The 15,890-nt window shown below is 41.2% G+C and carries 12 protein-coding genes, 1 tRNA gene and 1 pseudogene; 11 read left to right on the top strand and 3 right to left on the bottom strand.

Features of this window, described 5'->3' with window-relative positions; genetic code table 11:
* The first annotated feature begins 42 nt into the window (after nucleotides 1-42).
* The 11 genes and pseudogenes from AVJ19_RS18410 to AVJ19_RS18365 all read left to right on the top strand — a co-directional run bounded on the left by AVJ19_RS18410 (nucleotide 43) and on the right by AVJ19_RS18365 (nucleotide 12,949).
* Nucleotides 43-118, top strand: a tRNA-Trp gene (locus tag AVJ19_RS18410).
* Nucleotides 119-193: 75 nt separating this feature from the next.
* Nucleotides 194-634: a preprotein translocase subunit SecE gene (gene secE / locus AVJ19_RS18405; RefSeq protein WP_111861063.1), complete on the top strand. Its 441-nt coding sequence runs from the start codon at nucleotides 194-196 to the stop codon at nucleotides 632-634.
* Nucleotides 635-641: 7 nt separating this feature from the next.
* Nucleotides 642-1,175, top strand: a complete 534-nt coding sequence (gene nusG / locus AVJ19_RS18400; protein WP_111861062.1) for a transcription termination/antitermination protein NusG — start codon at nucleotides 642-644, stop codon at nucleotides 1,173-1,175.
* 117 nt (nucleotides 1,176-1,292) lie between these two features.
* Nucleotides 1,293-1,721, top strand: a complete 429-nt coding sequence (gene rplK, locus AVJ19_RS18395; RefSeq protein ID WP_004868049.1) for a 50S ribosomal protein L11 — start codon at nucleotides 1,293-1,295, stop codon at nucleotides 1,719-1,721.
* Between the two features lie 3 nt (nucleotides 1,722-1,724).
* Complete coding sequence (gene rplA / locus AVJ19_RS18390; protein WP_111861061.1) at nucleotides 1,725-2,420, top strand: 50S ribosomal protein L1; 696 nt, start codon at nucleotides 1,725-1,727, stop codon at nucleotides 2,418-2,420.
* Between the two features lie 320 nt (nucleotides 2,421-2,740).
* A complete protein-coding gene (gene rplJ / locus AVJ19_RS18385) occupies nucleotides 2,741-3,247 on the top strand; it encodes a 50S ribosomal protein L10 (protein ID WP_111861060.1) in 507 nt (168 codons plus the stop codon).
* A 48-nt stretch (nucleotides 3,248-3,295) separates the two neighbouring features.
* Nucleotides 3,296-3,664 carry a 50S ribosomal protein L7/L12 gene (gene rplL, locus AVJ19_RS18380; RefSeq protein WP_111861059.1) on the top strand — a complete coding sequence of 123 codons (369 nt, stop codon included), beginning with the start codon at nucleotides 3,296-3,298 and terminating at the stop codon, nucleotides 3,662-3,664.
* A 306-nt stretch (nucleotides 3,665-3,970) separates the two neighbouring features.
* Entirely contained in the window at nucleotides 3,971-8,059 is a 4,089-nt protein-coding gene (gene rpoB, locus AVJ19_RS18375; RefSeq protein ID WP_111861058.1) for a DNA-directed RNA polymerase subunit beta, read from the top strand.
* Between the two features lie 192 nt (nucleotides 8,060-8,251).
* A pseudogene (gene rpoC, locus AVJ19_RS22910) lies at nucleotides 8,252-10,476 on the top strand (DNA-directed RNA polymerase subunit beta'); the annotation flags it as partial.
* Nucleotides 10,477-10,482: 6 nt separating this feature from the next.
* On the top strand, nucleotides 10,483-12,423 hold the full coding sequence (locus AVJ19_RS22905) for a hypothetical protein (RefSeq protein WP_416240589.1): 1,941 nt from the start codon (nucleotides 10,483-10,485) through the stop codon (nucleotides 12,421-12,423).
* Between the two features lie 169 nt (nucleotides 12,424-12,592).
* Nucleotides 12,593-12,949, top strand: coding sequence for a DNA transfer protein p32 (locus tag AVJ19_RS18365; RefSeq protein ID WP_111861057.1), 357 nt, complete (start codon nucleotides 12,593-12,595; stop codon nucleotides 12,947-12,949).
* A gap of 65 nt (nucleotides 12,950-13,014) precedes the next feature.
* Here the strand turns inward: AVJ19_RS18365 and hisIE are convergent, their stop codons facing one another.
* From hisIE to AVJ19_RS18350, 3 genes are all read right to left on the bottom strand, one after another.
* Complete coding sequence (hisIE, locus tag AVJ19_RS18360; RefSeq protein ID WP_111861056.1) at nucleotides 13,015-13,809, bottom strand: bifunctional phosphoribosyl-AMP cyclohydrolase/phosphoribosyl-ATP diphosphatase HisIE; 795 nt, start codon at nucleotides 13,807-13,809, stop codon at nucleotides 13,015-13,017.
* A gap of 99 nt (nucleotides 13,810-13,908) precedes the next feature.
* Complete coding sequence (locus tag AVJ19_RS18355) at nucleotides 13,909-14,445, bottom strand: hypothetical protein (protein ID WP_228203403.1); 537 nt, start codon at nucleotides 14,443-14,445, stop codon at nucleotides 13,909-13,911.
* Nucleotides 14,442-15,725, bottom strand: coding sequence for an FAD-dependent oxidoreductase (locus AVJ19_RS18350; protein WP_111861055.1), 1,284 nt, complete (start codon nucleotides 15,723-15,725; stop codon nucleotides 14,442-14,444). The genes AVJ19_RS18355 and AVJ19_RS18350 overlap by 4 nt, the downstream gene beginning before the upstream one ends.
* Between the last annotated feature and the right edge of the window lie 165 nt (nucleotides 15,726-15,890).

Raw genomic sequence — 15,890 nt, 5'->3', positions numbered from 1 at the left:
GTTTATCTCAAACCGAGGGTTTCGATTCTCGGTTTGTGTTATAGGTCAGTAGTTCAATTGGTAGAGCGTCGGTCTCCAAAACCGAATGTTGGCGGTTCGATCCCGTCCTGACCTGCCATATTTTTAAATAAAAAACTTGATGCCGACTGATCTGGTCATATAATAAGTCGCGAATCCTACGACGAGTAAAAGAATGTCGAATGATAAATCACGTGACGCAATGAGCGGCACTGCAATTCCTCAAAGAAATAATTCCGCTGAAGTAGTCAGTTCTGGTACACCATTTGATGTGGTGTTATGGATTGTTGCCTTGGTATTGCTTGTGGGTGCAATGATGGTAAATCAATTTTTACCAGCATATTGGGCGCCAGCAAATAGTATTTGGGTACGCATCGGGGTAATTATAGCTTGTATCGTAGTGGCTTTAGGTTTATTATACGCCACCCATCAAGGCAAAGGCTTTGTTCGTTTGTTGAAAGATGCTCGATTAGAATTACGTCGAGTCACTTGGCCTACGAAACATGAAACAGTTACAGCTTCATGGCAAGTTCTACTGGTAGTAGTGGTTGCGGCGATCATTTTGTGGTGTTTTGACTACATTATTGGTTGGTTTATGAAGTTTATTATCGGGTAAGAGAGCTATGAAACGTTGGTACATTATTCATGCCTATTCTGGTTATGAAAAACAAGTGATGCGTTCACTTAATGATCGAATCCAGCGTAGCGCTGTTGCTGATAGCTTTGGTGAAGTCCTCGTCCCTACTGAAGAAGTGGTGGAAATGAAGGATGGTAAGAAACGTAAATCAGAGCGTAAATTCTTTCCAGGCTATGTGTTAGTTGAAATGGAAATGAATGATGAAACTTGGCATATCGTTAAAGAATGTCCAAAAGTATTAGGTTTCATTGGTGGTACTGCAGAAAAACCTGCACCAATTACGCAAAAAGAAGCTGATGCGATTCTTGCACGTGTACGCAATACTGGTGAAGCACCTCGTCCTAAGACAATGTTTGAGCCAGGTGAAGAATTATTGGTAATTGATGGTCCATTCACTGACTTTAAAGGTGTAGTGGAAGAAGTTATATACGATAAATCACGTTTAACCTTAACGATTAACGTGTTTAATCGACCAACACAAGTTGAATTGGAATTTCGTCAAGTCGAAAAGACAGTTTAACAGTCGCTGGTTGAAAAGCGCCCGATCTAATCGGGCATTGTTATTATCGCAACAACATGTTTGTTGTGTGAATAAAATGGGGAGCCTAGCGGCGTTACTACCCAGAGGTAATAGATAATGGCTAAGAAGATTGACGGCTATATCAAGCTGCAAGTTCCAGCTGGTAAAGCGAATCCATCTCCACCGATTGGTCCTGCACTAGGTCAACGTGGTGTTAACATCATGGCATTCTGTAAAGAATTCAATGCTGCGACACAAAAAGTTGAAGCTGGTCTTCCAATTCCTGTAGTGATCACTGTGTACAACGATAAGTCGTTCACATTTATCATGAAAACCCCACCTGCTGCAATTCTTCTTAAGAAAGCTGCTGGTATCCAAAAAGGTTCAGCTGTACCTAACAAAACTAAAGTTGGTAAGTTGACTCGTGCTCAATTAGAAGAGATTGCGACTACTAAAGAACCAGATTTGACTGGTGCTGATTTAGACGCACGTGTACGTACCATTGCTGGTTCTGCACGTTCTATGGGCTTGGAAGTGGAGCTATAAGACATGGCTAAATTAACTAAACGTCAAAAAGCCATCGTTGCTGCTATTGAAGCGCACAAAGTTTACACTTTGGAAGAGGCTGTTGCAGTTCTTAATGGTCTTCCTGCAGTTAAATTCAAAGAATCTTTGGATGTTGCTGTAAACCTAGGTGTTGACCCTCGTAAATCTGACCAAGTTGTTCGTGGCGCGACTACACTTCCTGCAGGTACTGGTAAAACTGTACGTGTTGCTGTGTTTGCTCAAGGCGCTGCTGCTGAAGCTGCTAAAGCTGAAGGCGCGGACGTAGTTGGTTTTGATGATCTTGCTGAAAGCATCCAAGCGGGTAACCTTGACTTTGATGTCGTAATTGCTGCACCAGACGCGATGCGTGTTGTGGGTAAATTAGGTACGATCCTTGGTCCACGTGGCTTAATGCCAAACCCTAAAGTGGGTACTGTAACTCCTGACGTAGCAACTGCAGTTAAAAATGCAAAAGCGGGTCAAGCACGTTACCGTGTAGACAAAGCGGGTATCATCCACGCTGCGATCGGTCAAGTAGGTTTTACTGCTGAAGCTGTTCGTTCAAACGTTGAAGCACTTGTTGCTGACCTTAAGAAAGCAAAACCTGCGACTTCTAAAGGTATTTACATTCAAAAGATCACTTTGAGCTCAACGATGGGTCCTGGTCTTACGATTGATGTACAAAACGTTTCTAAATAAGTCTTAACTTATTTAACGATAAAAGAATTTTAAAGCCCTGATAATCTCCCCCAACCCCTCTTTATGAAAGAGGGGTGTAAGTCCCACTTTTTTAAAGGGGGATTTAGGGGGATTCTTAGGCAAACTTTGAATTGATAGATGTGAATTTATCAGCGTCAAAGACCTCAGGCGAGGTGGGTTTGCGAACTTGCTTCTTAAAAATCCAGTCTGAGTAGACGCGGTGGTGTGATTTGTTCCTCCTCCGCGTGTAAATCGAAAGGTTTACGAATTGGGAGTGTGCTCTTTTTAGAGTGCATAAATCACCGTTAGGAGGTTTTACAATGGCTCTTCTTATCGAAGACAAAAAACAGATCGTAGCAGAAGTAACTGAAGTTGCTTCAACTGCGTATGCTGCTGTTGTTGCTGACTATCAAGGTTTAACTGTTGAGCAATTAACTGCTCTTCGTGTTGAAGCTCGTAAACTAGGTGTTGCTACACGTGTTGTACGTAATACTTTGGCGAAACGTGCTCTTCAAGATACTCAATTTAATATCTTGAACGACAACCTTGTTGGCCCAACAATCTTAGCTTTCTCGACTTCTGAAGACGACATGGGTGCAGCTGCACGCTTGTTTGAAGAATTCGCTAAAACTAACAAAGCATTTGAACTTAAAGCTGCTGCATTTGATGGCAAAGTTTATCAAGGTGTTGAAGTTAGCGTAATTGCGAACCTTCCAAACCAAGAAAAAGCGCTTACTATGCTTGCAAACGTTCTTCAAGCTCCTATTTCGAAATTGGGTCGCCTTATTACAGCGCTCAAAGAGAAAAACGAGTCAGAAGCTGCATAAGCTTAAATCTATTTACACACCATTCAATTTCCATTTGGAGTTATTCTCATGGCTTTAACAAACCAAGAAATCTTAGACGCAGTTGCTGAAAAAACAGTTCTTGAACTTGTAGAACTTATTTCTGCTTTCGAAGAAAAATTCAATGTATCTGCTGCTGCTGTAGCTGTAGCTGCTGCAGGTCCTGCTGCTGCTGCTGCTGAAGAGCAAACAGAATTCACAGTTGAACTTGCTAGCTTCGGTGCTAACAAAGTTGCTGTAATTAAAGCAGTTCGTGAAGCAACTGGTCTTGGTCTTAAAGAAGCTAAAGATCTTGTTGAAGGCGCTCCTTCTGCAATCAAAGAAGGCGTTTCTAAAGAAGAAGCTGAAGAACTTAAGAAAAAACTTGAAGAAGCTGGTGCTGAAGTTAAACTTAAGTAATCGCTTAGGGGGTCGATTATTTAAAAATCGACTCCACAAATTGGCTGATAGCTCTTGGGCTATCAGCCTTTTTGCGTTACAATAATCGGCTCGATTTTGAATTGAATGATATAAAAATCATCAATTTTAAAAATAAGCAAATAAAATCAAACGCTTAACAATATTTTTCCATTTTAAAAATATTGTTAAGCGTTTTATACCACTGAAAATTGCAGCATTTGTAAAAGGTGGTGGTCATATCGACCTGCGTAATTCCTTCTAAATCCGTTCTGCAGGCGGGTTTAGTTTACTTTCCGAGGACTCCAGATGGCATACTCATATACCGAAAAGAAACGGATCCGTAAGAATTTTGGTAAATTGCCCCAAGTTATGGATGCTCCGTACCTGCTCGCGATCCAAGTCGACTCGTACAGAACATTTTTACAAGATGGCAAAACTCCAAAAAACCGCGAAGATATCGGTCTCCAAGCCGCATTTCGTTCAGTGTTTCCAATAGAAAGTTATTCTGGCAATGCTGCTTTAGAATTCGTTGAGTATAGCCTTGGTAAACCTGAGTTTGATGTACGTGAATGTATTCTTCGCGGCTCAACTTATGCGGCACCAATGCGCGTAAAAATTCGTTTGATCATTAAAGATCGTGAAACGAAATCAATCAAAGACGTTCGTGAGCAAGAAGTGTACATGGGTGAAATGCCACTCATGACTGAGAACGGTACATTTGTGATTAACGGGACTGAGCGTGTAATCGTATCTCAGTTGCATCGTTCTCCAGGTGTGTTCTTTGATCATGATAAGGGTAAAACTCATTCAAGCGGTAAAGTGTTGTATTCAGCACGTATTATTCCTTACCGTGGTTCATGGTTAGACTTTGAGTTTGATGCGAAAGATTTAGTTTATGTACGTATCGACCGTCGTCGTAAATTGCTTGCAACAGTTGTTTTACGTGCTTTGAACTATACGAATGAACAAATTCTAGACATGTTCTATGAAAAAGTTCCTGTATATCTTGATATGGGTAGTTATCAAATTGACCTTGTTCCAGAACGCCTTCGTGGTGAAATGGCGCAATTTGATATTGCAGACAATGACGGTAAAGTGATTGTTGAACAAGGTAAACGTATTAATGCACGTCATGTTCGTCAAATGGAAGCTGCGGGTTTAACAAAACTTCCTGTTCCTGATGAATATTTGTATGAGCGTATTGTTGCACAAGATATTACTTTACATGATGGTGAAGTGATTGCTGCAAATACAGTACTTAGCCATGAAGTTATGGTGAAAATTGCTGAAGGTGGCGTTAAACAATTTAACGTACTTTATACCAATGACATTGATCGTGGTCCATTCGTTGCGGATACTTTGCGTGCAGATACGACTTCTGGTCGTGAAGAAGCACTTGTAGAAATCTACAAAGTGATGCGTCCAGGCGAGCCGCCAACAAAAGAAGCAGCTGAAAACTTATTCAATAACTTATTCTTCTCGACTGAGCGTTATGATTTATCGCCAGTGGGTCGTATGAAGTTTAACCGTCGTTTAGGTCGTCCATACGAAGTCGGTACTGACCAAAAATCACGTGAAGTTGAAGGTATTCTTTCTAACGAAGACATCACTGATGTATTAAAAACATTGGTTGAAATTCGTAACGGTAAAGGCGAAGTCGACGATATTGACCATTTAGGTAACCGTCGTGTACGTTCTGTTGGTGAAATGACAGAAAACCAATTCCGTGTAGGTCTTGTTCGTGTTGAACGTGCAGTTAAAGAACGTTTATCACAAGCTGAAACAGATAACTTGTCTCCACAAGATTTGATCAATGCGAAGCCTGTTGCTGCTGCGATCAAAGAATTCTTTGGTTCAAGCCAATTGTCTCAGTTTATGGACCAAAACAATCCATTGTCTGAAATTACACACAAGCGTCGTGTATCAGCACTCGGTCCTGGTGGTTTAACACGTGAACGTGCGGGCTTTGAAGTGCGTGACGTACATCAAACTCACTATGGTCGTGTGTGTCCAATTGAGACCCCTGAGGGGCCAAACATTGGTTTGATCAACTCACTTTCTGTATATGCGAAATGTAATAGTTTTGGTTTCTTAGAAACACCATATCGTAAAGTTGTTGATGGTCGAGTTACTGAAGATGTTGAATATTTATCTGCAATTGAAGAAGTAGGTACTGTCATTGCACAGGCCGATTCTGGTGTGGATCAAGATGGTAACTTAACAGAAGAATTTGTATCTGTACGTCATCAAGGTGACTTCGTACGTATGCCGCCTGAAAAAGTAACGCATATGGATGTATCTGCTCAGCAGGTTGTATCTGTTGCAGCGTCATTGATTCCATTCCTTGAACACGATGATGCCAACCGTGCATTGATGGGTTCAAACATGCAACGTCAGGCTGTTCCTACATTGCTTGCTGACAAACCACTTGTTGGTACAGGTATGGAAGCAAACGTAGCACATGACTCTGGTGTATGTGTGATCGCGAAACGTGGCGGACGTATTGAGTTTGTTGATGCTTCTCGTGTGGTTATTCGTGTCAATGAAGACGAAATGATCGCAGGTGAAGCAGGTGTAGATATCTATAACCTCATCAAATATACACGTTCGAACCAAAACACTTGTATTAACCAAAAAGTGCTTGTAAGCCTTGGTGATAAAGTCGGTCGCGGTGACGTTCTTGCTGATGGTCCATCGACTGATGGTGGTGAACTTGCGCTTGGTCAAAACATGCGTGTCGCGTTCATGACGTGGAATGGTTATAACTACGAAGACTCGATCTTACTTTCTGAGCGTGTACTTCAAGAAGACCGTTTGACTTCGATTCACATTCAAGAATTGTCATGTGTAGCGCGTGATACTAAGTTGGGCGCAGAAGAAATCACTGCTGATATTCCTAACGTGGGTGAAGCTGCACTGTCTAAGCTTGATGAATCAGGGATTGTGTATATTGGTGCTGAAGTTACAGCAGGCGATATCCTTGTAGGTAAAGTAACACCGAAAGGTGAAACGCAATTAACACCTGAAGAAAAATTGCTTCGTGCAATCTTTGGTGAAAAAGCGGCTGACGTAAAAGATTCATCTTTACGTGTATCTTCTGGTGTGAAAGGTACTGTTATTGATGTTCAAGTCTTCACTCGTGATGGTATTGAGAAAGATGAGCGTGCTCAAGCGATTGAGAAAGCACAACTTGATGCTTACCGTAAAGATTTGAAAGAAGAATACAAAATCTTCGAAGAAGCAGCACGTGAACGTATTGTTCGTTTGTTGAATGGTCAAGAGTCAAACGGTGGTGGTACAACTAAACGCGGTCAAAAAATCACTGAAGATTTATTGTCGAGTTTAGAACTTGTTGACTTGCTTGAAATCCAGCCTGTAGATGAAGCAGTTGCTGAGCGTTTAACACAAATTCAAGTGTTCTTGAAAGAGAAGAGCATTGAAATTGATGAGAAATTTGCTGAGAAAAAACGCAAACTTTCGACTGGCGATGAGCTTACAACTGGCGTATTGAAAGTTGTTAAAGTGTACTTGGCTGTTAAACGTCGCATCCAACCGGGTGATAAAATGGCGGGTCGTCACGGGAACAAGGGTGTTGTATCAAACATCTTGCCTGTAGAAGATATGCCACATGATGCAAACGGTGTACCTGTAGATATCGTATTGAACCCGCTTGGCGTACCATCACGTATGAACGTGGGTCAGATTCTTGAAACTCACTTAGGTATGGCGGCACGTGGTCTTGGTGAGCAAATCGACAAGATGTTGCAACAACAACGTACTGTACTTGAGCTTCGTGAATTCTTAGACAAGATCTATAACAAAGTTGGTGGCGAGCAAGAAGATCTTGATAGCTTAACTGATGATGAAATCTTGGTATTGTCAGGTAACTTGCGTAAAGGTGTTCCTTTAGCAACGCCTGTATTTGATGGTGCTGAAGAATCGCAAATCAAAGACTTACTTGAACTTGCAAATATTTCACGTACAGGTCAAACCGTATTATATGACGGACGTACAGGTGAGCGTTTCGACCGTCCTGTAACTGTAGGTTATATGTACATGCTGAAACTTAACCACTTGGTTGATGACAAAATGCATGCGCGTTCTACAGGTTCTTACTCTCTTGTTACACAACAACCATTGGGTGGTAAAGCTCAATTCGGTGGTCAGCGTTTCGGTGAGATGGAGGTTTGGGCACTTGAGGCTTATGGTGCTGCTTATACACTTCAAGAAATGCTTACTGTGAAGTCGGATGATGTTGAAGGTCGTACCCGTATCTATAAGAATATTGTAGATGGTAACCATTATATGGACCCAGGTATGCCTGAATCGTTCAACGTATTGACCAAAGAGATCCGTTCTTTAGGTATCAACATTGAACTGAAAAATGGTGACTAAGAAATCTCCCCTTGCGAAGCATCGCTTCTCACCTCTTTAAAAAAGAGGGGAGAAGTCCCCCTTTCTTAAAGGGGGATTTAGGGGGGATTTCGAGATTCCCTAAAATCAGTAAAAACAATATTTGTGACCCAGTTGTAGAGTGAAAATCTCCACAACACACGGAGAAAAAAATTGAAAGACTTGCTCGATATCATGCGCAAAAAGACGGATTCAGACGGTCATGCTCCAGTAGAGTTTGATCGCATCCGCATTGGTCTTGCGTCACCAGAAATGATTAAGTCGTGGTCTCATGGTGAAGTTAAAAAGCCAGAAACCATTAACTACCGTACGTTCAAACCAGAACGTGATGGTTTGTTCTGTGCCAAAATCTTTGGTCCAGTAAAAGATTACGAATGCTTGTGTGGTAAATACAAGCGTATGAAATACAAAGGCGTCATTTGTGAAAAATGTGGCGTTGAAGTAACAACTGCGAAAGTTCGTCGTGAGCGTATGGGTCACATCGAATTAGCGTCACCTGTTGCACATATTTGGTTCTTGAAATCATTACCAAGCCGTATCGGTTTATTGCTTGATATGACTTTACGTGATATCGAACGTGTATTGTATTTCGAATCTTATGTCGTGACTGATCCTGGCATGACGCCGCTTGAGAAATATCAACTTCTAAATGATGAAGAATATTTCACAGCTTTAGAAGAGCATGGCGATGAATTCAGTGCGAAAATGGGTGCAGAAGCTGTTCAAGATTTGTTGAAAGACATTGATCTTGAAGCTGAAATTACACGTCTTCGTGAGGAAATTCCAAATACAACTTCAGAAACGAAGCTTAAAAAAGCCTCTAAACGTTTGAAGTTGATGGAAGCATTCAATGATTCAAATAACAAGCCTGAATGGATGGTGTTGACTGTACTTCCAGTACTTCCACCAGATCTTCGTCCGCTTGTACCACTTGAAGGCGGTCGTTTTGCGACTTCTGATTTGAATGATCTTTACCGTCGTGTGATCAACCGTAACAACCGTTTGAAACGCCTTCTTGACCTTGCAGCACCAGACATTATCGTACGTAACGAAAAACGTATGTTACAAGAGTCTGTGGATGCGTTGTTGGATAACGGTCGTCGTGGTCGTGCAATTACAGGTTCGAACAAACGTCCGCTTAAATCTTTGGCAGATATGATCAAAGGTAAGCAAGGTCGTTTCCGTCAAAACTTACTTGGTAAGCGTGTTGACTATTCTGGTCGTTCGGTAATTACTGTAGGTCCATCATTACGTTTACACCAATGTGGTCTTCCGAAGAAAATGGCACTTGAATTATTCAAACCATTTATCTTTGCAAAACTACAAGCATCTGGTCAAGCAACCACCATTAAAGCTGCAAAGAAAATGGTTGAGCGTGAAACACCAGAGGTTTGGGACGTTCTTGCATCTGTGATTCGCCAACATCCAATCATGTTGAACCGTGCGCCAACACTTCACCGTTTAGGTCTTCAAGCATTCGAACCGACCTTGATTGAAGGTAAAGCGATCCGTCTTCACCCACTCGTATGTGCTGCGTTCAACGCCGACTTCGATGGTGACCAAATGGCGGTACACGTACCATTAACACTCGAAGCTCAGTTAGAGGCTCGTGCGTTAATGATGTCTACAAACAACATCTTATCACCTGCAAATGGTGAGCCGATCATCGTTCCCTCTCAGGACGTGGTCTTGGGCTTGTATTACATCACTCGTGATGCAATCAATGCTAAAGGTGAAGGCATGGTGTTTGCGGATACTCACGAAGTAAACCGTGCACTTGCAACAGGTCAAGTTGATTTACACGCTCGCGTAAAAGCACGTGTACACCAAACTGTAATTGATGAAAATGGTAACCGTGAGCATCAAACCATTGTTGTAGACACAACACCAGGTCGTTGCTTGCTTTGGGAAGTTGTACCTGAAGGTATGGATTTCCAACAAATTAACCTTGAAATGACCAAAAAGAACATTTCTAAGTTAATTAACTCTTGCTACCGTAAATTAGGTTTGAAAGATACTGTTATCTTTGCTGACCAATTGATGTATTTAGGCTTCCGCCAAGCAACACGTTCAGGTGTTTCTGTAGGTATGGAAGACATGCTTATTCCACCACAAAAACAAGCAATTATCGAAAAAGCGGAAACTGAAGTTCGTGAAATTGAACAACAGTTTGAGCAAGGTTTCGTAACTGCGGGTGAACGTTATAACAAAGTGGTCGATATTTGGGCACGTACCAATGACCAAGTTGCAAAAGCGATGATGGATAACTTGTCATTTACCACTGTTAAAAACAAACAGGGTGAAGATGAGAAGCAAAAATCATTTAACAGTATCTACATGATGTCTGACTCGGGTGCCGTGGTTCGGCAGCTCAGATTCGTCAGCTTGCAGGTATGCGTGGTTTGATGGCGAAACCAGATGGTTCGATCATTGAAACGCCAATTAAAGCAAACTTCCGTGAAGGTTTGACAGTACTTCAGTACTTCATTTCAACACATGGTGCACGTAAAGGTTTGGCGGATACAGCACTGAAAACAGCAAACTCAGGTTACTTGACTCGTCGTTTAGTTGATGTTGCGCAAGACTTGGTGATCACTGAACCTGATTGTGGTACTTATGACGGTCTTGTTATGACACCGTTTATTCAAGGTGGCGATGTCATCGAGAACTTAGGTGCTCGAGTATTGGGTCGTGTACTTGCTGAAGATGTGAAAAAAACAGGTTCAGATGAGATCCTTCTTCCACGTAACACATTGATTGATGAGAAACTTGCAACGTTCCTTGAAGACAATGGTGTCGATGAAGTTAAAGTACGTTCAGTTGTAAACTGTGCATCTACTTTTGGTGTATGTGCGAAATGTTATGGTCGTGACTTGGCTCGTGGTCACTTGGTAAATCCAGGTGAATCTGTGGGTGTTATGGCTGCACAATCTATTGGTGAACCTGGTACACAGTTAACCATGCGTACATTCCACGTGGGTGGTGCTGCAAGCCGAACTTCTGCTGCTAACAGCGTTCAAGTTCGTAACAAAGGTACAGTTCGTTTCCATAACGTTAAGACTGTACAACATGCTAAAGGTCACTTGGTCTCTGTTTCACGTTCAGGTGAAATCGGTATTGCAGATGACATCGGTCGTGAACGTGAACGTTATAAACTTCCTTACGGTGCATCTATCTTAATTAAAGATGGTGAGCTTGTTGAGGGTGGTGGTATCGTTGCAACTTGGGATCCGCATACACATCCATTGGTAACAGAAGTTGCTGGTAAAGCACGTTTCAGCCAAATTGCTGATGGTGTAACTGCAACATCGAAAACTGATGATGCAACAGGTATGACTACGATTGAAATCTTGCCTGTAACAGCACGTCCTGCATCTGGTAAAGACATGCGTCCTGCAATCGTGTTAGATACAGCTGATGGTGGAGAACAGTTCTACTTCTTACCACAAAATACGATTGTGACAGTTCGTGATGGCGAAACAATCGGTGTCGGTGACGTTATCGGTCGTGTACCACAAGAATCTTCACGTACTCGTGATATTACCGGTGGTTTACCACGTGTAGCTGACTTGTTCGAAGCGCGTAAACCGAAAGAACATGCGATCCTTGCAGAAGTATCTGGTATCGTGAGCTTCGGTAAAGAAACTAAAGGTAAGAACCGTTTAGTGATTACGCCTGATGATGGTGCTGAGATCTACGAAGAATTGATTCCAAAATGGCGTCAAATCAACGTGTTCGAAGGCGAGCATGTGAACCGTGGTGAAACCATTTCTGATGGTCCACAAAATCCACATGACATCTTACGTTTGAAAGGTGAAGTTGCATTAACTAACTACATCGTGAACGAAGTTCAAGACGTTTATCGTCTCCAAGGTGTAAAAATCAACGATAAGCACATTGAAGTCATCGTACGTCAAATGTTACGTAAAGTTGATATCACTGATGGCGGTGATACGAGCTTCATCAAAGGTGAACAAGTGGATTACATCCGTGTTGTGGGCGAAAACCAAGCTGTCTTGGCTCAAAACAAGTTCCCTGCGAAGTTTGAACGTCAATTGATGGGTATTACCAAAGCATCGCTTTCTACAGACTCGTTCATCTCTGCTGCATCGTTCCAGGAAACAACACGTGTGTTAACTGAAGCTGCTGTAACAGGTAAAGAAGATGATTTACGTGGCTTGAAAGAAAACGTTGTTGTAGGTCGCTTGATCCCAGCGGGTACAGGTTTGGCTTACCACTTAGAACGTCGTCGTCAAGAAGCGGAAGCTGCTGAACATGAATTGGTAAATGACTTCTCTGAAGTTGACCAAGCATTTTCTCAAGCTTTAAATGAAGATTCTTTCTAAGAAATACATTTAAATTTTGAATAAAAAAAGACGCTTTCGAGCGTCTTTTTTTTACAGCAAAAATTTACAAAAAAATGTGAAAAGTTGCGTTTTTTAACAAAGCCCTAAGATTTAATTCATCAAATAAGACTAAGATGCAAATAGTAAATAGGGACGAATGGAAATAGATATGAAAAAAGCAATGACAGTATTCGCAGTTGCATCACTTTCAACCATGTTGTTGGCAGGTTGTGAAAATATGTCGAGCAATGATAAGCGTGTTGCTTCAGCTGCTTTAGGCGGTGCGATTGGTGGTGGTGTAGGAAATAATGTTGGTGGTGGTACAGGTGCAACACTTGGTGGTGGTGCGGGTGCAGCCATTGGAAGCAAAACCCAAAATGGATCAAACCGTAATGCAACTTATAGTGGTGTAGGTGGTGCAATTGGTTCTGCGATTGGTAAAGGTGTGTTTGGTGGCAATGCAGGTGCAGCTATCGGTGGTGCAATTGGTGGTGGTGCAGGTGCAGCCATTGAACAAAAACGCTAAGTTTATTTACAAAATGTTGAATAAAAAATAAGCGCATAAAGCGCTTATTTTTTATTGTAAAATCTTTAATGTTGACGATTGGCTTTTTCAACCAAGCCTGAAAGCCCCTGACGGCGTGCCAATTCATTTAAAACTAATTGTACATCAAGGTCGAAATAACCCAACATCACAATGGTATGGAACCATACATCAGCCACTTCGTAGATTAAATCGTTTTTATTGTCTTCATTGGCATGTGCTTGATATTCTTTGGCTGCAATCACAGTTTCAAAACTTTCTTCACCGACTTTCTCTAAGATTTTGTTTAAGCCTTTGTGGTAGAGCTTGGCAACATATGATGATTCAGGATCGGCAGATTTACGTTCAGCCATCATTTTGCCTAAGTAATCCAAGACTTCCACTTGTTCAGATTGTGCATTGGAAGCATTCATTGCCAATGTATGTGGATTGGTTGAAGTATGCTCATCAGACTTGCCATAAATTGCATTCGGATCTTTAAGTTGAGCATCGACAATTTCCCAACCATTTGGTGTGAGTTTGCGATAGAAACAAGACTCACGACCTGTATGACAAGCAATGCCACCTTCTTGTTCGATTTGTAACACAATCACATCTGCATCGCAGTCTAAGCGGATTTCATAAACGGTTTGAAAATGTCCAGATTCTTCGCCTTTGAACCACAATTTATTGCGTGAGCGAGAAAAATACACCCCACGCATTTTTTCTGCAGTGAGTTGCAGTGCTTCACGGTTCATCCATGCCACCATCAAAATGCGCCCAGTTTGATGATGTTGTGCAATAGCAGGAATGAGTCCTTGTTCGTTAAATTTTACTTCATCGAGCCATTGCAAGTTGTTCATAGGATTTCACCAATTCATTAATTTAAAATTTTTGTGCTATTTCGTAGCAGTTATAGTTTACGTGATTCATTATTATTTTGGGAAAATCTTGAAAATTATTTAATCGTTATGAATCCAAGGAACATAACCTTTATAGTGTTCTTTAACAAATTCAATAATAAATTCTTTTTGGATATCATTAAAAACGTGATTATCTTTTTCCCATTGTGAGTTTAGTCTAAAAATAAACCAATCCATATATGCCTTATTCTGATCTGTAGTGAGAAAGTAATAGGTTGCAGCAGGGAAAAAGAATTTGTAGCCCTCTGAGCTTAAAAAACTACAGTTATAGCCAAAATAATATAAGTATTCATAACTTATATCTTTCCATGTGTTAATACCTTCAATGGGTCTAGTACGTGAACGAGCGGCTTCTAGTCCAATTTGTAAGTAAGAATTTGGCCAATCAAAGCTCCATTCAAGGATTAATTCTTCTGCTGAAACCTCTAGTGCTGATAAGTAATCATCAGTGATTTGATCAAAATAGCTATAATGAGTATCATAAAAATCACATTCAAGTAGAGATCTATTCTCGCCCAATGGAAAGGGTGGAAATATTTTTTCAATAGAATTTTGAATGTTTAAATCTATATTCAATTCGTTAAATTCCTTTTAGCAATATCCTCATACTTCATCTGACTAAACATACCAGACTTTAAACCTGACACAGTAATTGCCATTTCTTTACGGAAGTAGGGAATACGATACATCCATGAAAAGCTTAGATCACGGAATCCACCTGCCCACCAATGTTCAGATTGATAGAGTGGTGTGAGTAGGCGACTTAAAAACTGATAAAAGGCTGTCGAACTTTGACGATGTTGGTGATAAGTTTTCCAAAGTTGTGGATAAACAAGTGATCCATGCTGTGTAGCATTTTCAACAGCTTGTCCTAAAGCCCACGCATCTAAAAGTGCCATATTTGCACCTTGTCCAAGTTGTGGGCTCATGGCATGCGCCGCATCACCAATTACACCAAGTCGACCCTCGCCAAACTTTGACATCACCACATCACGATAATTTGCTGAAAGCCATTGTTGTTTATCTTCAGGATTGGCAATCACTTGTTCTAACCAATCTGCGACAGGTGACCAACGTTTTGAAACCTCTTTTAACCATTCTGAACGTGCTTGATTGGTCTGTAAAAAATTGCCCAATTGATCTGTCGGTAAACTCCAAAACACACTTGAAAGCCGTTGCTCAGGTGCAGTCGGTATAGCACCTGTTGGCAGGATTCCCATCATAATTTTAGAACGATCATAAAACTGATGCAGAATTTGGGTATCGAAGTCTAAACATTCAGGAACAATGGTCCATTTTGCACCCCACGGATAGGCTTGATCGACTTTAACCCACGACTTGGGTCTGAGTTCGCTTCGTGCGCCATTGGCAATAATCACACAATCAAAAACTTGAGCGAATTTTTCACCATTGACAGTACCATAGACTCGAATTTCATCTGTAGCTTCTTCAAGCCTTTGAATATCCGTATTCATTTGCCATGTGATAAGTTCAGGATATTCATGGCATTTATATTCAAGAACATGACAGAGAGTAGATCGGTGAATCCCTAAACCATAAAAATCAGCATGTGCTTGTGCATAATGGCTATCGACCAGTTTAAAGCCACTTGGTAGTTGACCTTCTAAGCCTGTTACGATTGCACCCAATTTTAAAGCATCGTCCAATACGCCTAAATGTTCAAATACTGCAAGCCCTGAGGGTTGTAGCAATAAGCCTGCACCCACAGGTTCGAGTTTTTCAGCTTTTTCAAATAGAGTGACCTGAATATTTTGTCGTGCCAATAGGATTGCGGTGGCAAGCCCTGCGGTTCCTACACCGATGATGGCAAATTTTTGAATTTTAGTTTGAATCATTATTGAAGTGTGTACTTGTAATTATCTTAAATTTAACAAAAAGTACTGAATACACAAGTTAAAAAATGATTTGTGAACCATTTAATCCCCCTAAATATGTAATGCTAGTCAGTTAAGGATTTTTGAATCCTCCCCAACCCTCCTTTTCCAAAGGAGGGAGTTTTT

The sequence above is a fragment of the Acinetobacter sp. CFCC 10889 genome (assembly GCF_003268395.1).
Taxonomy (GTDB): Bacteria; Pseudomonadota; Gammaproteobacteria; order Pseudomonadales; family Moraxellaceae; genus Acinetobacter.
This window is presented reverse-complemented; position numbering and strand designations above follow the sequence as displayed.

Coding starts and splice junctions, on each gene's coding strand:
- secE (WP_111861063.1), top strand. CDS start 194: ATGTCGAATGATAAATCACGTGACGCAATGAGCGGCACTGCAATTCCT.
- nusG (WP_111861062.1), top strand. CDS start 642: ATGAAACGTTGGTACATTATTCATGCCTATTCTGGTTATGAAAAACAA.
- rplK (WP_004868049.1), top strand. CDS start 1,293: ATGGCTAAGAAGATTGACGGCTATATCAAGCTGCAAGTTCCAGCTGGT.
- rplA (WP_111861061.1), top strand. CDS start 1,725: ATGGCTAAATTAACTAAACGTCAAAAAGCCATCGTTGCTGCTATTGAA.
- rplJ (WP_111861060.1), top strand. CDS start 2,741: ATGGCTCTTCTTATCGAAGACAAAAAACAGATCGTAGCAGAAGTAACT.
- rplL (WP_111861059.1), top strand. CDS start 3,296: ATGGCTTTAACAAACCAAGAAATCTTAGACGCAGTTGCTGAAAAAACA.
- rpoB (WP_111861058.1), top strand. CDS start 3,971: ATGGCATACTCATATACCGAAAAGAAACGGATCCGTAAGAATTTTGGT.
- AVJ19_RS22905 (WP_416240589.1), top strand. CDS start 10,483: ATGGCGAAACCAGATGGTTCGATCATTGAAACGCCAATTAAAGCAAAC.
- AVJ19_RS18365 (WP_111861057.1), top strand. CDS start 12,593: ATGAAAAAAGCAATGACAGTATTCGCAGTTGCATCACTTTCAACCATG.
- hisIE (WP_111861056.1), bottom strand. CDS start 13,809: ATGAACAACTTGCAATGGCTCGATGAAGTAAAATTTAACGAACAAGGA.
- AVJ19_RS18350 (WP_111861055.1), bottom strand. CDS start 15,725: ATGATTCAAACTAAAATTCAAAAATTTGCCATCATCGGTGTAGGAACC.